We start from the raw sequence: 21922 nt of genomic DNA on the forward strand, positions 1-21922 counted from the left end.
AGCGTTACAATCGATTGCAAAGACGGCAGGGTACAGTGCGCTGCGGCCACTGGGAGCCGCACCGATGCCCAGGGTTCTGCATGTCGTCGACCGCCACTCCGTTCTCCTTCGCGCGCATCCTGGCGCTCAATGCCGGCTTCTTCGGCGTGCAATACAGTTTCGGCCTGCAGCAGAGCAACATGAGCCCGATCTACAACTATCTGGGCGCCGATCACGCGAGCCTGCCGTACCTGTGGCTGGCCGGGCCGATCACCGGGCTGGTGCTGCAGCCGTTCGTCGGCGCGTGGAGCGACCGCTCGGTGACCCGTTGGGGCCGGCGCATGCCCTACATGGTGCTGGGCGCGCTGGTGTGCAGCCTGTGCCTGCTGGCGATGCCGTTCAGCACTGCGCTATGGATGGCGGTGTGTCTGCTGTGGATCCTGGATGCGGCCAACAACGTGGCGATGGAGCCATACCGTGCGCTGGTCAGCGATGTGCTGGCGCCACCGCAGCGGCCGCTGGGCTATCTCACCCAGAGCGCGTTCACTGGGCTGGCGCAGACGCTGGCCTATCTCACCCCGCCGTTGCTGGTGTGGATGGGCATGAACCAGGACGCCGCCAATGCGCACCACATTCCCTACGTCACCATCGCCGCCTTCGTGATCGGTGCGGGGTTTTCTGCGGCCTCGATCCTGCTCACCGCGCGCAGCGTGCGCGAGCCGGCGCTTGCCCCGGCAGAGATCGCGCGGATGCGCCAGACCGGTGCCGGCCTGGGCGCCACAGTGCGCGAAATCCACGGCGCCCTGCGCGCGATGCCGCCGACCATGCGCCAGCTCGCGCCGGTCATGCTGTTCCAGTGGTACGCGATCTTCTGCTACTGGCAGTACATCGTGCTGTCGCTATCGACCAGCTTGTTCGGCACCACCGAAGCCGACTCGCATGGCTTCCGCCAGGCCGGCCTGGTCAATGGGCAGATCGGCGGGTTCTACAATTTCGTCGCGTTTATGGCCGCGTTTGCGATGGTGCCGGTGGTGCGCCGCATCGGCCCCAAGTACACGCATGCGGCCTGCCTGGTCGCGGCCGGGATCGGCATGTGGGTGTTGCCGGGCATCCAGGACCGCTGGCTGATGCTGCTGCCGATGATCGGCATCGGACTGGCCTGGGCCAGCATGATGGGCAACCCGTATCTGATGCTGGCCGACAGCATTCCGCCCGAGCGCACCGGCGTGTACATGGGCCTGTTCAATCTGTTCATCGTGTTGCCGATGCTGATCCAGATCGTCACCTTGCCGCTGTACTACGAGTGGCTGTTGCACGGCGACCCGCGTAACGTGATCCGCCTGGCCGGCGCACTGATGCTGGCCGCCGCAGTGGCGATGCTATGCGTACGCGTCCGCAAGCCCAAGACAGCAGTGGTGTAGTCGCGACGCGTTACATCTGTGTCGCTGCGTACCGAAGCAACCGACCGCGACCACGCCGGCGCCAGTGCGCAGTTGCGCAACGCACGCCATCGCGTACGCTCTTACGATTCCCGATTCCCGATTCCCGATTCCCCAATCCCGGCCTCACGCCGACTCACGCACCACCAGCTTCACCGGCATCTCCACCGACTCCACCGCTTCGCCGCCGATCAACGCCAGCAGCCGATCCACCAGCAGGCGCGCCGCCAGCCCCAGGTCCTGCCGCACCGTGGTCAACGGCGGTTGGCTGTAGGCGGCCATCGGAATATCGTCGAAGCCCACCAGCGAGATGTCCTGCGGCACGCGATGCCCGGCCTCGACCAGGGCGCGGATCGCACCGACCGCGATCACATCGGAGGCGGCGAACAGCCCGTCCGGCGGATCGGTCTTCTTGAGCATGGCGCGGGTCAGGCGGTAGGCGTCCTCGCTGAGAAAGTGGCTGCGCGCATGCAGGCGCGTATCGAACTCCAGCCCGTGCCGCTGCAGCGCATGGCGATAGCCGGCAAAGCGCGGTGCGACCTCGGGCAACTGGTCGTCGCCGAGGAAGGCGATGCGGCGACGGCCGCTGGCGATCAGATGTTCGGTGGCCAGCGCGCCGCCCTGGAAATTGTCGCTGCCCACGCTGATGTACGACTGCCCGTCGATGCGGCTGCCCCAGACCGCCATCGGCAGACCATCGCGCGCGGCCTCGTCCAGCGCGACATGTTCGGAACTTTGCCCCAGCACGATCACGCCATCGGAGCGGCTGCCGCGCGCAAGTTGTTCCACCCATCCGTCCTGATGCCGGTCGAGCTTGGACAGCAGCATGCTGTAGCCACGCCCGGTCAGTTCTTCGGCCAGCAGCGCCAGCATCGTCATCATGAAAGGATCCGACAGCGGCTGGTCCAGCGCATGCATCATCGGCACCGCCACGCTCACGGTGTTGGAGCGTTTGGCGCGCAGGCTGCGCGCGATCGGATCGACCTGGTAGCCGGCATCGGCGGCAATCTGCTTGATGTAGGCACGCGTCCGCTCGGCCACCACCGGACTGCCGGCCAGGGCGCGCGACACGGTGGATTCGGACACGCCCGCCATGCGGGCGATGTCGGCCATCTGCGGGCGGGCACCCGGCGTGGCGCGTTCTGGAGGTTTGGCCATGTCAACGCAGTGCGGAAAAACCCGAGTGTAATCAGTTCACGCTGGAGGCGGGTTGATCGACGCAGTGGCGGCCGCTTGTGCGCGCCGGTCAGACGCAGTCGCGCACATGCATGCAAGTGCCGGGTGCGCGTGGCGTGCATGACAGCGGCCACGACTAGCGTGGCGCTTTAGCGCGGTGAGGCTGCACGGCAGTGGGGCTTCAGAGCAGTCAAGCATCAGAGCAGTGAGGCATCAGAGCGGTGAAGCTTCACCGCGGCTATCGAGGACTGCGCTCACCGCCAGGCTGGCGCGCTCGCAGTGCGGAGCCGGCAAGTATCGTTCGCGCAGCAAAACACCGGCGTGCCGTCCGCACCGATATGACGCCCGCGTGCCACATGCTGTCAGCGGCTCTCAGCCCATGTACAGACCGCCGTTGACCGCATAGTCGGCGCCGGTCACATAGGCGGCCTCGTCGGAGGCGAGCCAGGCGCACAGCCCGGCGACTTCGGCCGGTTTGCCGAGCCGACGAATCGGCACCGAGGTGGCCAGGCGGTCGAGCACGTCGGGCGGAAAACTGCTGATCGAGGCGCTGGCGATGTAGCCCGGGGAGATGGTGTTGACGGTGACCCCGCGCGAGGCGACTTCCTGCGCCAGGGCGCGGCTGAAGCCATGCATCGCCGCCTTGGCGGTGGCGAAATTGATCTGACCGATCTGGCCCTTGTGCGCACTGACCGAGCCGATGTTGACGATGCGCCCCCAACCGCGCGCCGTCATGCCGTCGACCACCTGCTTGGTGATGTTGAACAGGGAATGCAGGTTGCTGGCGATCACCACGTTCCAGTCGTCGCGGCTCATCTGCCGGAACAAGGTATCGCGGCTGCCGCCGGCATTGTTGACCAGCACATCGATCTCGCCGACCTCGGCCTTGACCTTGGCAAAGGCGGCCACGGTGGAATCCCAATCGGCGGCATTGCCTTCGGAGGCGACGAACTCGAAGCCCTGCTCGCGCTGCTCGCGCAGCCAGGAGGTCTTGCGCGGCGAATTTGGCCCGCAACCGGCGACCACGGTATGCCCGCTGCGCGCCAGTCTCTGGCAGATCGCGGTACCCACGCTGCCCATGCCACTGGTGACGTATGCGATGCGAAGTGTCATTGCTTGAACTCCTTCGGAGTTTGGGAATGGGGAATCGGGAGTGGGGAATCGGTAGAGCAGGAGCCGCTTTTGCGGCTTCTGTTTGCCATGTGGAACTCAGGAATCGACATGACAGCACAGCGCCGCCCTTACGATTCCCCACTCCCGATTCCCCATTCCCGGCGCGCGGCTAGCGCGCCAACGGAAACAGGCCAAACAACAACCCGCCCGCCAACATCAACAGGGAAATCAGCACCGCCCACTTCAGCGTGAAGCGTTGATGGTCGGCGAAGTCGACCTTGGCCAGGCCGACCAGCAGATAGGTCGATGGCACCAGCGGGCTGAGCAGATGCACCGGTTGCCCGGCCAGCGAGGCGCGCGCCATTTCCACCGGGGTGATGCCGTAGTGGCCGGCGGCTTCGGACAGGATGGGCAGCACGCCGAAGTAGAACGCGTCGTTGGACATGAAAAACGTAAACGGCATGCTGACGATCGCAGTGATCACCGCCAGATACGGGCCCCAGCTGTCCGGGATCACCGCCAGAAAGCTGCGCGACATCGCTTCGACCATGCCGGTATTGGACAGGATGCCGGTGAAGATGCCGGCGGCGAAGATCAGCGACACCACCGACAGCACGTTGCCGGCGTGATTGACCAGGCGACGGCGCTGCTCGGCCAGGTTGGGATAGTTGATCATCAGCGCCAGCGCAAAGCCGATCATGAACAGCACCGGCATCGGCAGCACGCCGACCACCAGTGCGGCCATCAGCGCCAGGGTCAGCAGCAGGTTCACCCACAGCAGCTTGGGCCGCTTCATGTCTTCGGTGTCTTCCACGCGTGGCAGCGCATCGCTTTCCTCAGGGATGCTGGTGTCCAGCCAGTTGCCGTCGGCGGGCAGGCGCACCACGCCCAGGCGGCGCCGTTCGCGCATGCCCAGATACCAGGCCAGCACGAGGATGCCGGCGATCGCCATCGCCATCGCCGGCACCAGCGGCACGAACACGTCGGCCGGATCCACGTGAAGGGCGGTGGCGGCGCGTGCAGTGGGGCCGCCCCACGGGGTCAGGTTCATCACGCCGCTGGCCAGGATGGTCACGCAGGTGAGGTTGAGCGCGTTCATGCCCAGGCGCTGATACAGCGGCAGCATCGCCGACACGGTGATCATGTAGGTGGTGGAGCCATCGCCGTCGAGCGAGATCAGCATCGCCAGGATCGCCGTGCCCATGACGATCTTCAGCGGATCGCCCTTGACCAGGCGCAGGATGCGGCCGACCAGCGGATCGAACAGGCCGGCATCGATCATCACCCCGAAGTAGAGGATGGCGAACATCAGCATCACACCGGTGGGCGCGATCTTCTTGATGCCGTCGAGCATCATCTCGTTGATGCCGGTGCCGAAGCCGCCCAGCAACGCGAACACGATCGGCACCGTGATCAGAGCCACCAGCGGCGACAGCCGCTTGCTCATGATCAGGTACATGAAGGTGATCACCATTCCGAAACCGAGCGCGGTCAGCATGCGGGCAAATCCTTTGAGGCGTACAGCAGGGGGAGAGTGGAGCGCGCGGCGGCGGGTGCACTGCAGCAGCGGTAACGCGTCATGCGAAGGTCAGGCAAACCGGTCAGAAGTCGTACTGGAACCGGCCGGTCACCGCCAGCGTGTGATCGACCACCGCATCGACCATGCGGTCGCGGTTGCGGCTGTCGATCACGTTGAGCATCACGCGCAGGTTCGGCTTGAAGTACCAGTTGCCGCCCAGCGTCCACGACTGCGTGCTGGCATCGATGAAATCGGGTTGGCCATCCAGATGCTGATCGCCGCGCATGTAGTCGTAGCGCAGGGCCAGCTCGAACGCGCCGGAGGGACGGTTGGGCGTCTTGATCCTGCTGAAACGCCCGGTCTTGCGGTCGTAGCCGCGCGACTCGCCGGTGACGAACCAGCTGACCAGGCCGTAGCCGGCCAACACCTTGGCATGCTGGGAACCGTCGTCGAGCAGGCCGCCGCTGAATTCGCTCTGCCACGACCATGGGCCCAGCACTTCGGCGTATTCCAGCGACCATTTGTCGAAATCGGTATCGCGGCCATCGGCAAAGCGCGCCAGGGTGATGCGGCTGTTGTTGGCCAGATCGTTTTCCGGGCGTGGCCGGATCAGCAGGGACGCCGCGCCGCCGCTGCCCGGATGCGAATAACGCTCGTGCGCCAGCGACACGCCCAGGTGGCGCAGCCGCGCCTGGCCCATCTCCGGCGCGAAGGTCAGCCGCGTGCCGAGCGCGCCGCCCTTGGTCGAGGAATTGTCGATGCTTTCCAGGCTGTAGGCCGCGGTGGACCAGGTCGCATCGGGGCGATTGGCCTGCCAGGAGATCGCCTTGCGATAGATCGGCGCCAGCGTGGTGGAGGCATAGCCGCGTTCCAGGAACGGGCCGTAGTTGGAGCCGGTGCGATCGTCCAGCGAGAAGTACTGCTTGAACTGGCCCACGGTCAGCGTACCGGCGGAGAACTTCTTGGCGATGTACACATCGCGCGCCAGGATGCCGCGGCTGCCGGATTCGTATTGCAGACCGGCAAATTCGGCCTCGGCCTTGTAGGTGAAGCCGTAGAACTTGCCCGCCACATCCAGCCACACGCGGCGGAACTGGGTGTCGTTGCGCTCGGGCGTGCCGCGTTCGTCGTTGTCGAACACGGTGAAGTCCCAGTGCACGCGCCCACCCACCTCGGCGGTGACCGGGCCGTCGCCCTCGGCCGCATGCGCCGCCGGTGCCAGGCACAGCGCAGCGCAGGTGGTGAAGACGCGCAGACGCAAGGTGTCGTTGCTCACAGACCCTCCCAGGTACATGTGTGAATCACGTTCAGCGATGCACCGCACAAGCACGCTGCGGCGCGTTGGCAGCAGCCTAGTCCGGTGAAGCTGTCATGGACCTGTCAGGGCGGGCGAATCGGGAATCGGGAATGGGGAATCGCAAAAGCCCAAGAGCTTTTGTCCGCGTTGCCTGTTACCTTCCGGCCGCGGCCAACTGCTGTTCCGATTCCCCATTCCCCATTCTCGATTCTCGATTCCCCGCCTCATGCGCCTGCTGCTAGTCGAAGACAACGCCGACCTCGCCGATGCCATCGTGCGGCGCATGCGCCGTAGCGGGCATGCGGTGGATTGGCAGTCCGATGGCCTGGCGGCGGCGAGTGTGCTGCGCTATCAGAGCTTCGACCTGGTGGTGCTGGATATCGGCCTGCCCAAGCTGGATGGGTTGCGCGTGCTGGCCGGGATGCGCGAGCGTGGCGATACCACGCCGGTGCTGATGCTGACCGCGCGCGACGGCATCGAAGACCGCGTGCAGGCACTGGATGTCGGCGCCGACGACTACCTTGGCAAGCCGTTCGATTTCCGCGAGTTCGAGGCGCGTTGCCGGGTGTTGCTGCGGCGCAACCGCGGGCAGGCCAGCGAGGTGGTGCAGATCTGCGGGTTCGTGTTCGACAACGCCGCGCATACGCTGGTGCTGGACGGCGTGCCGATCGAGTTGCCCAATCGCGAATACCGCCTGTTCGAGATCCTGATCGGACGTCTGGGCCATGTGGTGGGCAAGGACGAGATCGGCAATGGCTTGTTCGGTTTCGACGACGATGCCGGGCCGAATGCGATCGAGCTGTATGTCGGCCGCCTGCGTCGCAAGCTGGCGGGCGCGCCGTTGCGCATCGTCACCGTGCGTGGGGCTGGCTACAAGCTCGAAGAAGCCGATCCGCATGCGCCGGTGGAGCCGGGCGTCGATGGCTGAGCCGCGGATGGTGGCACCGTCGATCCGGCGCACCTTGCTGCTGTACCTGGGCAGCCTGTCGGTGCTGGGCGCAGTGGTGCTGTTCTTTGCCGCACGCGACTACGGCGAGCGGGCCGCCAACCGCTCCTACGACCACCTGCTGGTGTCCTCGGCCCTGTCCATCGTCGACAGCGTGGCGCTGGTCGGCGGCGACTGGCAGGTGGATCTGCCGTATGCCTCGCTGGACCTGCTCGGCATGGCACCGGAAGACCGCGTGTTCTACCGCGTGTTCGATGCGCAAGGCCGCACCATCACCGGCGAAGAGAGCTTGCCGTTGCCGGCGCGCGCGCCCGGCGACGAGCGCCCGGTGCTGTTCGATGCCGACTACAGCGGCGAGCCGGTGCGCTTTGCGGTGGTGATGCATCGGGTGGCATCAGCCTCCGGGCAGGGCGAGGTGCGCGTGCAGGTCGGTCAGACCCGGCGCGCGCGCGATGCGGTGGCACGCGATGTGGTGCTCAACGCGCTGGTGGCGATCGGCGTGCTGTCGCTGCTCGCCCTGGGCCTGGTGTGGCTGGGCGTGTATCGCGCACTGCGCCCGTTGCAGCGTATCGAGCGCGACCTGTCGCGGCGCGAGCCCTCCGACCTGAAACCGCTGAGCGTGCCGGCGCCACAGGAGATGCAGTTGATGGTGACCGCGCTCAACCGCTTCATGGCGCGGCTGTCGTCCAGCAACGAAACCCTGCGCGCCTTCATGGCCGAAGCCGCGCACCAGATGCGTACGCCGCTGGCCGCCTTGCGCGCGCAGGCGCAACTGGCGATGGACGACGACGACCCGCGCGAGATGCAACGCAGCCTGGTGGCGATCGAGCGCAATGCCAGCCATATGAGCCGGCTGCTCAATCAATTGCTCAGCGACGCCAGCGTGATCCACCGTGCCAACCTGCAGCGCTTTGCCACGGTGGATCTGGCCGAGGTGCTGCACCAGGCCCTGCACGAGGCCTTGCCGCGCAGCGACGGCGCCCCGCGCGTGCACCTGGCGATCGACCCGCAACCGGCACTGTTGCGCGGCGATGCATTGCTGCTGCGCGAGGCGCTGAAGAACCTGATCGACAACGCCTGCAAATACGGTGCCGGGGCGCCATTGCAGGTGGCGCTCACCAGCGACGGCAGCCATCACGTGCTGACCATCGCCGATCACGGCCCCGGCATTCCCGCTGCCGAAGCCGAGCGTGTGTTCGAACGTTTCGTCCGCGGGCCGGATGCACCGGCCGGCGGCGCGGGGCTGGGGCTGGCCATCGTCAAGCGGGTGGTCGAAGCGCACGGCGGGCGCATCGATCTGAGCAACCGCGTCGGCGGCGGGCTGATCGCCTCGTTGCATTTTCCTGGAGGAGCGCGGTGATGCGCGTGCTGTTGCTGATGGTGGCGTTGCTGGCGCCGGTTGTTGCGCGTGCCGCGCCCGGCGATGTGCGGGTGTTTCCCGCGCATGGCCCGAAACAGGCGCAGTTGCGTGTGCAAGGCTCCACCGACCTGGAAGTGTTCGGCGCGGTCATCCAGGACTACCAGCGCCTGCATCCGGGCACCGAGGTGATCTACGAGGACGTGATCGCCTGGGACATCTACGAGCGCTATCTGCATCCGGGCAAGGCCACGGCTGCCGCCGACATGCTGATCAGCGCCAGCATGGACCTGCAGACCAAGCTGGTGAACGACGGCCACGCGCTCGCGCATCGCTCCGCGCAGACCGAAGCGCTGCCGGCGTGGGCGCAGTGGCGGCACGAAGTGTTCGGCATCAGCTACGAGCCGGTGGCGATCGTCTACAACACGCGCAAGCTGGCGGCCGCGCGGGTGCCGCGCACGCGCCGGCAACTGCTGGCTCTGCTGCGCGCGCCCGACGCGCCGCTGCGCGGCCGGGTCGGCACCTACGATGTCGCGCGCAGCGGCGTGGGCTATCTGTTCGCCACCCAGGACGGGCAGGTCGGCAGCATCGCCGGTGCGTTGCTGGCCGCGTTGGGGGCCAACCAGGTCGGGCTGGAAGAACGCACCGGCACCTTGCTCGACCGCGTCAGCCGTGGCGAGCTGCTGCTGGCCTACAACGTGCTCGGTTCCTATGCGCAGACACGTATCGATGCCGGCGCGCCGCTGGGCATCGTGCAGCCGCAGGACTACACGCTGGTGGCCTTGCGCACTGCAGTAATCCCCAAGACCGCACCGCATGCGCCGGAGGCGCGCAGGTTCCTGGATTACCTGCTCTCGCCACGCGGTCAGCAGGTGCTCTCGCGCGAGGCGCGGCTGATGCCGATCCTGCCGGCCGCCGGAGGCCGCGGCGGCTCGGCGCAACCGCCATTTCGCCCGATCCCGCTTGGCCCCGGCCTGCTGGTGTACCTGGACAGACTCAAGCGCCGGCAGTTTCTGGACGCCTGGCGGGCCAGCACGCAGCCACCGCGCTAGGGCGAGCGCTGACGGCCTGCGCGAACGGCTACGCATCGGCGCGGCGTGGGCTGCAGGCCTTGCGTGTACGAGGCGTTGGGCGCGGCGATTTTCCACGCACGTGCTGGCTGCCCGACAGACCCGATACCTGCGCAACGGGGTGGAGGCGGACGCCCGGGCGCGGGAAACCGACACGGCCATGTGCCAGACTTGGCGCATGGCCGATCTCACCATCCTCGTCGCCGACGACCACCCGCTGTTCCGCGCCGCCGTGATCCATGTGCTGCAGCAGACCCTGCCGCAGGCCGACGTGGTGGAGGCCTCCAGCGCCGCCACGCTGAGCGCGATGCTGCGCTCGCACCCCCAGGCCGAGCTGGTACTGCTGGACCTGGCGATGCCGGGCGCACGCGGCTTCTCGGCGCTGTTGCACGTGCGTGGCGAGCATCCGGACATCCCGGTGGTGGTGATCTCCTCCAACGATCACCCACGCGTGATCCGGCGCGCGCAGCAGTTCGGCGCAGCCGGCTTCATTCCCAAATCCACCCCGGCCGAATCGATCGGCACCGCGGTGGCCAGCGTGCTGGAGGGCGGCACCTGGTTCCCGCCGATGACCGCCGAGCGCTCGGAGGCCGACGCGCAACTGGCCTCCAAGCTCGCCCAGCTCACCCCGCAACAGTTCCGCGTGCTGCTGAGCCTGGCCGACGGCCTGCTCAACAAGCAGATCGCACACGAGCTGGGGCTGGCCGAGAACACCGTCAAGGTGCACGTCACCGCCATCCTGAAGAAGCTGGACTGCTACAGCCGCACGCAGGCGGCAGTGCTGGTCAAGGCGCTGGAGCCGGAAGGCGAGGGCTGAGGTTGCTCCTAGGATCGAGCCTAGATTTGATACGGCGGTTGAATTGAATTTTTCAATTAATTTAATCTGCGCTTAGGTGACGGGAAACGATAAGCAATGAAACCCTTGATTGAATATTTCCGGGCGGTGGTCAATGCGCTGAATGCGCAATATGAAGCTACCGCTGTGCTGGGGCATTCTGTTACTGCAGGGGCGGCGCGGGAAAGGCTGATTCAGGATTTTCTGAAATCGCATTTGCCAGAAATGACAAGTATTGTGAGTGGAGTCATTATAGATTCTGACGGTCGTCGTTCGAAGCAGCAAGACATAGTGCTAACGCTGAAATCCATGCCGCGGCTGCCTTTTTCCAGCGGGCATGATCTTATTTTTCAAGAAGGCGTTGTGGCAACATTTGAAATAAAGACCGAAATTAGACCGGCAAAAATAAAAGAAATAGCTGAAAATATTCGGAGTGTGAAACGATTGGTGCCAAGCAGCCTTGGTGGCGTTGAGTTAGGCGATTTGACATGGCCTTACGACCGGATACTGATTGTCGTTGTCACATACGGCGGCTCTGATTTGAGCACAATTAAAGATGCGCTCTTGGATATGGAACCGTTAGGGCGACCAGATGTATACATTGATTTAAAAAGGGGGGCGTTGATTGCGAATGAGGGTCTGCTTTTAGATCAGGATGGCCTGGATGAGTATCTTCGCTTTGATGGAGCGGAAGTGGGTGTTGCCAGACTCTTCGTGTTGTTATCCAGGATGACAGGGCGCTTAGTAATGCGTACTGTGAAATGGGAGCGTTATATTTCATAACCTGCAGATGAATTGGTCTATTATCGGTGGCGCGCCGAGATTTTTTGACACAGATCTTTTATTGGTCAGGAAGTAACTCCTTGCCGTAGCAACATCTGCGCGACCAGCGCGGTCGCTGAACGGGTACACCACATTATCGAGCGATGCATCGCGACGATGAAGTGTGCTCGCATTCGGGCCGGAGCCTTCGAAGATCCGCACCACCTCAGGTGCTAATAGCTCGTTGAACACACCGCTGATGCCAGCTTCCCAGCACGTAAACGGGGCGCCTACGATGTGCTTATTGCACGCTGATATCGGCCATCCGATACAGGACGTGTAGGTGGTGTCGGAGGGGGGCTAGGCGTTTGCACGAGCGTCGTGGCGACAATGCATAACGTCGTGGCAATGGTCATGTTCTGGTCGTGTGCGCTCCGCTTGGTTGCGCAGCTGCAGTTTGTGCGTCCCGTAGATGAGCTGCTGCGCCATGGGCCGGCCGATGAAACGCTCCGGAAAGATCGGCGCCAGCGCGCTGATCTGGTTCAGCCGCTGCAGTTGCTCCACGCTCAGGTCGATGGCGAGCGCACCGAAGTTGTCCTCGGCCTGCTGCAGCGTGCGCGCGCCCATCACCGGCGAGACCACGGCCGGATTGCGCAAGGTCCAGGCCAGTGCCACCTGCGAGCGCGAGGCACCCAGTTCCTCGGCGACCGCACCGACCGCATCGGCGATCTCCAGCGAGCGTGCATTGAGATGCCCGGTCGAGGCGATCACGCCCTTGCGGCTGGTCGAGACCTCGGCCGCGTTGTCGGCGGAGAGATCGGCGCGGCTGTACTTGCCGGTCAGGATGCCACCGCCCAGCGGCGACCAGGGCAACACGCCCAGGCCCAGCTCGCGTGCCATCGGCAGCAACTCGTGTTCGACGCTGCGCTCGACCAGGCTGTATTCGATCTGCAGCGCCACCAGCGGCGACCAGCCGCGCAGGTCGGCCAGTGTCTGCAACTGCGCCACCCGCCAGGCCGGGGTGTTGCAGATGCCGATGTAGAGCACCTTGCCCGACTGCACCAGATGCTCCAGCCCGCGCATCACTTCCTCCGGCGAGGTGGTGAAATCCCAGGCGTGCAGATACAGCAGGTCGATGCGGTCTGTGTCGAGCTGGCGCAGGCTGGTCTCGACCGAGCGGATCAGGTTGAGGCGATGGTTGCCGCCGGCATTGATGTTGTCCGGATCGCGCGCCATGGTGAACTTGGTGGCCAGCACGAAGCGCTCGCGGCGGTGCTTGAGCAGCGTGCCGAGGATGCGCTCGGAGCCGCCGTTGGTGTAGTTGACCGAGGTGTCGATGAAATTGCCGCCGCGGTCGGCATACGCATCGAAGATGCGCCTGGCTTCGTCCGCGTCCGCACCCCAGCCCCAGTCTTCGCCGAAGGTCATGGTGCCCAGCGACAGCGGCGAGACGCGCAGGCCGGAGCGGCCAAGCAGGCGATAGTGGTCCAGCGACAGTGTCTGACTCATGCGGTGTGTCTCCGGTAGTGGCGGTGTGCGTGTTGCGATGCACTGTGCCGCGGGCCGCAGGGTCGGCGTGAGCCTGGTGATCCGGCATCCTTGCCCGATCGTCCGGATCGTCCGGATCGTCAAATCGGCATCGTCACGCAGCCGCAGTGAATTGCATGCATTGCAGCGTTCGGTTCGATGTGCGTGGTGCGTTGCAGCGCCGATTGCAGGACGCCAACGAATACGCACGCAGCGGGCGCATGGGTGCGAGTATCAGAGACACGCAGGCATGCGCCCTTCTGGGGCACGATTGAGCGACCAAGACGCTGATGTCTGCGACTTCGTTGCAGGGCCCTTGCCCGCCCACCATCGCGGGACACGCCGCAAGTACGTCCATGTAGGCTCTTACGCGGCATCCATGCCGCGTAAGGTCCCGCGACGGTGGGCGGGCAAGGACCCGTCGAGATGGTTGGCGGGTATGGTTTTCAGCAAAGCAACCGACAGGCTCCCTGGTGCGGTGGCCTTGCCGCTTGCGGGACCGTGTGGCGGCATGGATGCCGCCACCGAGCCTCCACGGACGGATTCACGGCGTGTCCCGCGGGCGGCGAGGGCACCGCGCCCGCTGTTGACTGCATCTAACGACGCGACGACTCGACATCCCGGCGCAGCAGCATGCGTGCGCAGGCGTATCGCGCGCTGTTGGCAACCACGCTACGCCATCAGAAATCCAGCGAATAACCCAGCGTGATGGTGCGCCCGCGTCCGGCGAAGTAGCGCAGCGGTTCGACCAGGGCCGATTGCGAGTAGTAGGTGATGTACTGCTTGTCGAACAGGTTGGATACACCCATGCGCATTGCGCCACGCGGCAGCGCGTAGTTGAACGTCGCATCCACCAGCGTGTAGCCGCTGAAGCGCTTGTCGGCCTCGTCGAAGGATTGGCTGAAGGCATGCTGGGCCTGCACGAACGAGGAGAGCTTCGGCGTCCACTGCGCCGACCACGAGGCGATCACCCGGTTGGGCGCCACGTTGAGCCCATCCAGGCGCGCGTCCAGTTGCCCATCGTTATCGCTGTCGTAGCGGCCATGGGTGTAGGCGTAGGACAGGCGCAGGCGATGCGCAGAATCCAGGCGATAGCCCAGGCTGGCGTCCACGCCCTGCACGCGGGTCTTTTCGCGGCTCATCATGAAGGCGCCGTTGATCGGCACCACGCGCGTGCCCAGGTCCGAGTTGGACTGGAAGTAGCTCAGGTCCGCGTCGAACGCGCCGCGCGTCAGGCGGGTGCCTGCTTCCACGCTCTTGGTCAGGATCGGTTCCAGCGTGCTCAGGCTGGCCACGCGCGTGCCTGGCGTGTTGATCGCGCGCAGCACGCGGCCCACGTCCGGCATGCCGAAGCCTTCGGAATAGCTGGTGAAAAAGCTCACCCCTTCGACCGGCGTGTAGACCAGGCCGGTGTTGTAGAGGGTCTGATTGAAATCGAGCGTGCCGCCTTCGACAGCGACCCGGTTGTAGCGCCACAGCGTCTGGTAGCTATCGATCTTCAGCTCGGCTTCTTCGCGACGCACGCCGGCATGCAGGGTCAGCTCGGGCAGCAGCTTGTATTCGCCCTGCACGAACAGCGAAAGATTGCGGTAGTCCGATTCGGGCACATAGGTGCGCCCGGTGCCGTAGAGATCCTGCTTGCCGGTGTCGGCCAGCAGGTCGACGCCGCCGGTGAGCTTGAGCCGGCCGTCGAGCAGGTCGTCCTTGGTCAGGCTGATCTTGCTGCCCCACTTGGAGGCGACCGACCGCGATTGGTCGTACAAGCTGCCGACCGGGGCAATGCGTGGATCCTGAAACGTGGAAGAGTTGTCGGCGCCGAACAGCCCTTCGAATTCCTGGTTGAACACCATCGCGCTCAGCTGCATGCCGGCCAGATCGTCGTGGGTATACGATAGGCTGGACGTCAGCACATCGTTCCAGGGCGCGGTGCCTTGCGGGGTGCCGCGCACCGAGCTGGTGGGGAGGCCCTGCGCACGGTTGCCGGCGACGCCGATGTAGTCGTTGTCGTTCTTGATGCGGTAGCGGTTGACGCTGACGCTCAGACGCTGCGCGTCGGTGAGCGCGTAGCCGAGCTTGGCAAGCACGTCGTAGCTCTTGGACGTCATCAGGTCGCCCTGGGTGTTGTCGGCGCCGATCGGACGGCCTTGTCCGTCCACATACAGGCCCTGGTCGCTGTAGCTGGCCGAGAACAGGTAGTCGAGCCTGTCCGAGCGGCCGTCCACGCGGTAACGGGTTTCAACGCTGGTGGTTTCCGCGCGCGTTTCGGAGCTGGGCGCGGTGGCCTGCACGTCGATGTGCTGGTTCAGCGAGCCGTCCTGCGGCCGTCGGGTGATGATGTTGATGGTGCCGCCGGTGGCGCCCAGCCCGTTGATGGCATTGGCGCCCTGGATGACTTCGATGCGCTCGACCATCGCATAGTCGATGGTGTGCGCTTCGCGCCCGGTGGGGCGGATCGGATTGGACTGCGGCACGCCGTCGATCAGGATCAGCGGCGTGCGCCCGCGCAGCGTTTCGCCGCTGCCATTCATCTTGCCGCGGCTGGGCGTGTACGAAGGAATCAGGTTGGCGAGCACGTCGGAGGAGTTGCTGGAGATCGTCAACTGCTGCTGGATCTGCGCCTTGTCGATGATCAACACCGTCTGCGGCGATTCGGCCACGGTCATGTTGGAGCGCGAGGCGGCCACCACCACGGTGTCCAGCGTATCGGTGACGTCCGATTGTGCGGAAGCGGTGGCGGAGGCGAGCAGGCAGAAGCTGACAACGAACGGCATGCTGGCCGATCCGGAGACGGGAGATTTCATCGGGCAAGGAACTCCAAGGCGTGGCCGGCACAGGGGCAAGGCCTGCACGGCACCACGAAAGCGACGGTCAAATGCGAATCATTCGCGCTATTGTAGCAGGCGCGAGCGTCCCGGCGTCGGGGCAGGCAGGCGCGGGGATGCGTCAGCTGCGGCCAGCGATCTTGTCAGGCATGGGCGCTTGTCGATCGACGCTGTAGCGGCAAGCGTTGCATCGATCCACCGATGCGCCAGTCGGTCCCGACCGGCGTGCGCTGCCGGTTCGATCAACTGCGATGCAGCAGTGCTGGCAACCGTGCAACTACTGGCGCCGCAACAACATCTGGGTGACCAACGCGCGCAGCGCGGGCGGGCGCACCGGCTTGGTCAAGAATCCCCAGCCCAGGTCGAGCGCATGCTCGCGCAGCGCCGGGTCGGGTTCGGCAGTGACCAGGATGACGCGCGGTTCGCGTTGCCAGCGTTCCACCAGCTGCGGCAGCACCCTGGGGCCATAGTGTTCGCCCATGCGCACGTCCAGCAACAGCAGTTCCGGCACCTCGTCGGCGTTGGCAGCGGCCAATGCCTCATTGGGGCCGCCGGCAAAGTCCACACGGCATTCCCAGCGCTCCAGCAGGGCGCGGCTGGCCTCGCACACGCGCGGGTCATCGTCCACGCACCACACGCGGCACCCGTGCAGGATGGGGTCGTTGGCATGTTCTGCGGTTGTGGTGGGCGGCGGCAATCGCCTGACAATCGCGGCACGTTCGCCCAGCGGCACGGTCACCGAAAACACGCTGCCGCTGCCCAGTGCGGAACGCAGGCCGATCCGGTGACCGAGCAGACGTCCGATGCGCTCGACGATGGCCAGGCCCAGACCGGCGCCGCGATCATTGGCCACGCCGTCGTCCAGGCGCCTGAATTCTTCGAAGATCTCTTCCTGCAGGGCTTCGGGAATGCCAGGTCCCTGGTCGTGCACTTCGATGCGCAGCCAGCCGCCGCGACGACGGCAGCCGATCAGTACGCGCCCACGCGGGGTGTAGCGGATGGCGTTGGACAGGAAGTTCTGCAGGATGCGCCGCAGCAGGTTCTCGTCGCTCAACACCACGGCGGACGTTGCCACCCAATCCAGCACCAAGCCGCGGTCTTCGGCAAGGATGCCGAACTCGCGGGCCAGGGTTTCCAGCAGTGGGGCGATGGCGAAATCGCGCACCTGGGTCTTCAGGCTGCCTGCCTCCAGGCGCGAGATGTCCAGCAGGCTGTTGAGGATGGCGTCCTGCGCGGCGAGCGCGCCTTCGATGTTGTCGACCACGCGCGCGCCGCCGGTCTGGCGCACCTGCCCGCGCAGGACCGAGACGAACATGCGCGCGGCATTGAGCGGTTGCAGCAGGTCGTGCACGGCCGAAGCGACGAAACGGGTCTTGTAGCGATTGGCGCTCTCGGCCTCGCGTTTGGCCGCAGCCAGATCGCGGGTCCGTTCGGCCACGCGGTGTTCCAATGCGTCGGCCAGCGAACGCAGTTCGCGCGCGGCGTTCTTGTAACTGGTGATGTCGGCATAGCTGGTGACGAATCCGCCGTCGGGCAGCGGATTGCCGCGGATTTCCAGCACGGTGCCATCTTCCTTCTCGCTCTCGCGCATATGCGGTTTACCACTGCGCAAATGATTGAGGCGGCGTTCGATCGCCGCTTCGATCGGCCCGGGTCCGAGCAGGCCGCGGCGTGCGTTGAAGCGAAACAGGTCTTCGATCGGCCTGCCGATCTTCAGCAGTTCGGGCGGGAAGCGGAACAGTTCCACGTAGCGCGAATTCCACGCCACCAGATCGAGCGCTTCGTCGATCACCACCACGCCCTGCGGCAGGTGTTCCAGGCTGCGGCTCAAACCGGCATTGGCCTGTTGCGCGGCGGTCACCACGCCATCCTGCGCGGTACGCAATTCTTCGGCGTGTTGTTGCAGCAGCGTTTCCAGCTCGTGCCGGCTGCGCTGGCGCAGGGCGGACAGGCGCCGCCGCTGCTGCACGAACAACCACAGCAAGGCCAGCGCCAGCCACGCACCGGCTGCGGCGATCGCAGCGGCGCGGCCGGCCGCCGCGCTGGCGCGGGTGTCGTGCAGCAAATGCAGGCGCCAGCCGCTTTCGGGCACCTGCAGGGTCTGCCACAGCACCGGGCCGGCGAGCGGTGGGTCGTTGACCTCGGCCAGCACGCCACCGTTGCCGGTCTGCTCGATCAACCGGCGGCGCAGCGGCAACAAGTCCTGGTCGGCATACTGGCGGGTGCTGCGCAATTCGCTGCGGTCGCGCAGGCTCAGCGGTGCCAGCATGCGGTAGCGCCACTGCGGGCGGCTGGCCAGAAAGACCACCGCGTGGGCGTCGGAGGCCAGCACGATGTCCGGGGTCTGCAGCCACTCGCGTTCCAGCGCGGCCAGTGCGATCTTGATCACCACCACGCCCTGCACCTGGCCGCCGGCATCGACGATGGCCTGCGACAGGAAATAGCCCGGCTCGCTGGTGGTCATGCCGATGCCATAGAAACTTCCGCTGCCGTTGGACAGTGCCTGCTGGTAATACGGGCGGAATGCGTAATCCACGCCCACGTTGCTGCGCGCCGCGCGCCAGTTGCTGGCAGCCAGTGCAATGCCGTCGCGGTTGATGAGCGTCAGCGTGGAGGACCGGGTGACGTTGTTGGCGCGCTCCAGTTTGTGGTTGAGCTGATCCACCTGCGCGGGGGACAACGGGCCGGAAACGGCGGCGCGCAGTTCCGGGTCCAGCGCCAGAATCTGCGGCAGGGTGCGATAGCGATCGATACGTTGCTGCAACGCCTGCGCGTACAGGCGCAGCTGACGCCGCACGGTGGCGCTTTCCTCGTGCAGGGCGTTCTGCTCGACGAAGTGCCCGGCGGCGAACATGGCAACCAACATGCCGCCCAGCACGATGGACAGCGTGGACAGCAGGCGGCGGCGTTGTGAGGCGTACATGGCGACAAGTATGGCGGTGTGCCGATGCATCGTGCAGCCATCGGCGCGGTGGCCTGCGCCCTTCGCCGCCACGGTGCCCCCCAAAAACGACTGCGGCCGCATCCCCTGAAGGATGCGGCCGCAGCGACCCGCACATTGGCGTGCGTTGCCGGGTTACGCGTCGAAGCGGTCAACCGACGCCAACTCGCGGCCGACGAGTCCCGCGTCACCGCTGCGCGATAACGCCTAGAACTGTACCTGCGCGCGCAGTTCCATCACGTGCGGGGTTTCATGCACGCCGTTGCGCGTGGCATCCACCCAGCTGTAGTTGGCCTGCATCTTGAAGTGGCTGGTGAGGTACCAGTTGGCGCCGATGGTGGTGTCGTGCTGGCGACCGCCGCTGACGCGGTTGTCTTCCAGATCCAGGCGGCTGTAGCGGGCGGTCAGCTCGACCGCGCCGTAGTCGTGCGCCGGCTTGATGTTGCCCGGTACGCCGCCGGCATAGCTGCGCGACTCGCCGGTCAGCGTCCAGGTGCCGTAGAGGTACTGGCCCTGCGCGATGTAATGCGGCAGGTTGTCGTTACGCGCCACTTCGGCGCGCAGCGCTTCGCTCTGCAGCGAGAACGGGCCGTGGATCCAGACCGCTTCCACGCCGGCGCGGATCACGTGGTCCACATCGAGAATGGTACCGGTGTCGATCAGGCGCACGTCGGTCAGGCCGGCTTCCGGGCGGGCACGCAGGCGCACGCGCGGGCTGAACGACACGCCACGGCCGTCGCTGAAGCCGCGCGGGTTTTCCACCGAACCGGCCAGGCCCAGATGCAGCACATTGCCTTCGGCCTTGAACGGGGTCCAGGCAGCATGCACGGCCTGGGTGGTGCCCGGGTTGTCGCCCTGCAGATCCTTGCCGCCATAGGCGCCGGCCTGGAGCAGATACTGCTGGCGCTCCAGCGTCCATTCCACGCCGGTGCGGCGGCCCTGGAACACCGCCTGGATCGGCAGGCCCAGTTCCATGAAACTGCCCGCACGCGAGCTCTGTACCGCTTCCAGACCCACCGGCACCTTCATGTAGCCCAGCCGCACGCGACCGTAGTCCTGACCGAACAGGGCCTTGGTCTCGACACGGAAGAACACGTCCAGCCACAGCTTGGATTCGAAGTCGAAATACACCATGGCGTCGTAGACGCCCTTCTTCTTGAGGGTGGCGCCGAATTCCTTGCGGCGGAAGTCGGTGCGGTCTTCCAGGCGGTCGTCGCCGGAGAAGTTGTTGTCGTCGTAGGCGTAGTTGCCGGTCAGGCCGAGCTCGGTGCCATCACCGAAGGTGTACTTGGTGGGCCAGTTTTCCAGCGAGGTGGCCGCATTGGCGGCAGCGGGCGCGGCGGCGATGGCCAACGCGAGAACGAGCGGATTGAGGCGCATAGGTGTGGTCTTCGGCAATGAGAAGGGGCCGGGCGTCCTGCCATGGCGGTCGCACTGAACAGCTTCAGCAAGCGCGCAGGTTCCGGACGGCCAACAACACGGGAATCGGTGTCTGCGTTAAACGGATTTAACGGCCGGGGGTGGCGCGGCTGAAGTGTAAGGCGACGTTCAGCCCGGGGACAGTGGTTAGTACCAATGGGCTATCGGCTCGAGCTGTGACGTACGGCCAGAATGCCGCACCGGGTACCGCTCAGGCACCCTCTATGTTCCCTCGGAGTGGCGTCATGCACATCAGCAAGCCTGCCGGCCCTTTGCCGGCGCCCGTTCCCTTTTACCGTCAGCTGTATTTTCAGGTGGTGGTGGCGATCGTCCTGGGCGCCCTGCTGGGCCACTTCGAGCCGGCGTTTGCCGAAAGCCTCAAGCCGCTGGGCGATGCCTTCATCAAGCTGGTGAAGATGATCATCGCCCCGGTGATCTTCCTGACCATCGTCACCGGCATCGCCGGCATGACCCACCTCAAGACGGTGGGCCGGGTCTTCGCCAAGTCGATGACCTACTTCCTGTTCTTCTCCACGCTGGCATTGATCGTGGGCATGATCGTGGCGCACGTGGTGCAGCCCGGCGCCGGCATGAACATCAACCCGGCCGAGCTGGATCAGAGCGCGGTCAACACCTACGTACAGAAATCGCACGAGCTGAGCCTGGTCGGCTTCCTGATGGACATCATCCCGGCCACGCTGATCAGCGCGTTCGTCGATGGCAACATCCTGCAGGTGCTGTTCGTGGCGGTGCTGTTCGGGATCGCGCTGGCCCTGGTCGGCGAACGCGGCCGCCCGGTGCTGAGCTTTCTGGAGGCGCTGACGGCGCCGGTGTTCCGCCTGGTGCATATGCTGATGAAGGCCGCGCCGATCGGCGCGTTCGGTGCGATCGCCTTCACCATCGGCAAGTACGGGGTGGACTCGCTGGTCAATCTGGCCTGGCTGGTGGGTTCGTTTTACCTGACCTCGCTGTTCTTCGTGCTGGTGATCCTGGGCATCGTCTGCCGTCTGTGCGGCTTTTCGGTACTCAAGCTGATCCGCTATCTCAAGGCCGAGTTGCTGCTGGTACTGGGCACTTCGTCGTCGGAGTCGGCGCTGCCGTCGCTGATGGAGAAGATGGAAAAGGCCGGCTGCGAGAAGTCGGTGGTGGGCCTGGTGGTGCCGACCGGCTACTCGTTCAATCTGGATGGCACCAACATCTACATGACCCTGGCCGCATTGTTCATCGCCCAGGCCACCAACGTGGACCTGAGCCTGGGCCAGCAGATCACTCTGCTGGCGGTGGCGATGCTCAGCTCCAAGGGCGCGGCCGGCGTGACCGGCGCCGGCTTCATCACCCTGGCGGCCACGCTGTCGGTGGTGCCGGACGTGCCGGTGGCCGGCATGGCGCTGATCCTGGGCGTGGACCGCTTCATGAGCGAGTGCCGCTCGCTGACCAACTTCATCGGCAACGCGGTGGCCACCGTGGTGGTGTCGCGCTGGGAAAATGCGCTGGACCGCGATCAGCTCAAGCTGGTGCTGGATGGCGGCTCGCCGCCGCTGCAGGCGCCGGTGGCCTCGACCGACGTCGTCGCCCCGATCAGCGCACGCTGATGCTTCCTACGGCCCTGTATTCCGTCGGCGTTGCCGGCGGGGTACAGGGCCGTTTTCGCTTCTAGCCAAAACTGGCCGCGGCGCACGACGCGTTGCAGCATGCGATCTTCCTGCCGCGCCGACAGCTG

At 65.6% G+C, this 21922-nt stretch carries 15 protein-coding genes; 7 read left to right on the top strand and 8 right to left on the bottom strand.

Going from position 1 to position 21922, the window contains the following annotated elements:
• Nucleotides 1-80 precede the first annotated feature (80 nt).
• The gene (locus tag FHT08_RS01905; RefSeq protein ID WP_166774139.1) at nucleotides 81-1400 is read left to right on the top strand and encodes an MFS transporter; all 1320 of its coding nucleotides are present in this window, start codon (nucleotides 81-83) and stop codon (nucleotides 1398-1400) included.
• Between the two features lie 144 nt (nucleotides 1401-1544).
• Here FHT08_RS01905 and FHT08_RS01910 read toward each other — a convergent pair whose 3' ends face one another.
• The 4 genes from FHT08_RS01910 to FHT08_RS01925 all read right to left on the bottom strand — a co-directional run bounded on the left by FHT08_RS01910 (nucleotide 1545) and on the right by FHT08_RS01925 (nucleotide 6502).
• Nucleotides 1545-2576 carry a LacI family DNA-binding transcriptional regulator gene (locus FHT08_RS01910; protein ID WP_166774140.1) on the bottom strand — a complete coding sequence of 344 codons (1032 nt, stop codon included), beginning with the start codon at nucleotides 2574-2576 and terminating at the stop codon, nucleotides 1545-1547.
• A 390-nt stretch (nucleotides 2577-2966) separates the two neighbouring features.
• Nucleotides 2967-3707: an acetoacetyl-CoA reductase gene (gene phbB / locus FHT08_RS01915; RefSeq protein WP_166774141.1), complete on the bottom strand. Its 741-nt coding sequence runs from the start codon at nucleotides 3705-3707 to the stop codon at nucleotides 2967-2969.
• Between the two features lie 169 nt (nucleotides 3708-3876).
• Nucleotides 3877-5205 (bottom strand): CitMHS family transporter, encoded by a 1329-nt coding sequence (locus FHT08_RS01920; RefSeq protein WP_104644517.1) that lies wholly within the window; start codon nucleotides 5203-5205, stop codon nucleotides 3877-3879.
• 103 nt (nucleotides 5206-5308) lie between these two features.
• The gene (locus FHT08_RS01925; protein ID WP_104605149.1) at nucleotides 5309-6502 is read right to left on the bottom strand and encodes an OprO/OprP family phosphate-selective porin; all 1194 of its coding nucleotides are present in this window, start codon (nucleotides 6500-6502) and stop codon (nucleotides 5309-5311) included.
• A gap of 247 nt (nucleotides 6503-6749) precedes the next feature.
• Here FHT08_RS01925 and FHT08_RS01930 point away from each other — a divergent pair, with 247 nt between their 5' ends.
• From FHT08_RS01930 to FHT08_RS01950, 5 genes are all read left to right on the top strand, one after another.
• Nucleotides 6750-7451: a response regulator gene (locus tag FHT08_RS01930; RefSeq protein ID WP_104605147.1), complete on the top strand. Its 702-nt coding sequence runs from the start codon at nucleotides 6750-6752 to the stop codon at nucleotides 7449-7451.
• The gene (locus FHT08_RS01935) at nucleotides 7444-8829 is read left to right on the top strand and encodes a sensor histidine kinase (protein ID WP_053051680.1); all 1386 of its coding nucleotides are present in this window, start codon (nucleotides 7444-7446) and stop codon (nucleotides 8827-8829) included. Before FHT08_RS01930 ends, FHT08_RS01935 begins: the two co-directional genes overlap by 8 nt.
• Nucleotides 8829-9878: an ABC transporter substrate-binding protein gene (locus FHT08_RS01940; RefSeq protein ID WP_166774142.1), complete on the top strand. Its 1050-nt coding sequence runs from the start codon at nucleotides 8829-8831 to the stop codon at nucleotides 9876-9878. Before FHT08_RS01935 ends, FHT08_RS01940 begins: the two co-directional genes overlap by 1 nt.
• Nucleotides 9879-10074: 196 nt before the next feature.
• Nucleotides 10075-10713 (top strand): response regulator transcription factor, encoded by a 639-nt coding sequence (locus tag FHT08_RS01945; protein WP_024938967.1) that lies wholly within the window; start codon nucleotides 10075-10077, stop codon nucleotides 10711-10713.
• A gap of 96 nt (nucleotides 10714-10809) precedes the next feature.
• Entirely contained in the window at nucleotides 10810-11514 is a 705-nt protein-coding gene (locus FHT08_RS01950) for a DUF6602 domain-containing protein (protein WP_166774143.1), read from the top strand.
• 339 nt (nucleotides 11515-11853) lie between these two features.
• Here FHT08_RS01950 and FHT08_RS01955 read toward each other — a convergent pair whose 3' ends face one another.
• The 4 genes from FHT08_RS01955 to FHT08_RS01970 form a co-directional block, all read right to left on the bottom strand.
• On the bottom strand, nucleotides 11854-13002 hold the full coding sequence (locus tag FHT08_RS01955; protein WP_243848925.1) for an aldo/keto reductase: 1149 nt from the start codon (nucleotides 13000-13002) through the stop codon (nucleotides 11854-11856).
• 698 nt (nucleotides 13003-13700) lie between these two features.
• The gene (locus tag FHT08_RS01960) at nucleotides 13701-15821 is read right to left on the bottom strand and encodes a TonB-dependent receptor (protein WP_243848926.1); all 2121 of its coding nucleotides are present in this window, start codon (nucleotides 15819-15821) and stop codon (nucleotides 13701-13703) included.
• A 298-nt stretch (nucleotides 15822-16119) separates the two neighbouring features.
• A complete protein-coding gene (locus FHT08_RS01965) occupies nucleotides 16120-18765 on the bottom strand; it encodes a PAS-domain containing protein (RefSeq protein WP_166774144.1) in 2646 nt (881 codons plus the stop codon).
• A gap of 225 nt (nucleotides 18766-18990) precedes the next feature.
• Nucleotides 18991-20163 carry a porin gene (locus FHT08_RS01970; protein WP_047124706.1) on the bottom strand — a complete coding sequence of 391 codons (1173 nt, stop codon included), beginning with the start codon at nucleotides 20161-20163 and terminating at the stop codon, nucleotides 18991-18993.
• Between the two features lie 284 nt (nucleotides 20164-20447).
• Here FHT08_RS01970 and FHT08_RS01975 point away from each other — a divergent pair, with 284 nt between their 5' ends.
• The gene (locus tag FHT08_RS01975) at nucleotides 20448-21794 is read left to right on the top strand and encodes a dicarboxylate/amino acid:cation symporter (protein WP_047124707.1); all 1347 of its coding nucleotides are present in this window, start codon (nucleotides 20448-20450) and stop codon (nucleotides 21792-21794) included.
• The last annotated feature ends 128 nt before the right edge of the window (nucleotides 21795-21922 follow it).

It is taken from the genome of Xanthomonas sp. CFBP 8151 (assembly GCF_011761885.1).
GTDB lineage: Bacteria > Pseudomonadota > Gammaproteobacteria > Xanthomonadales > Xanthomonadaceae > Xanthomonas > Xanthomonas arboricola_B.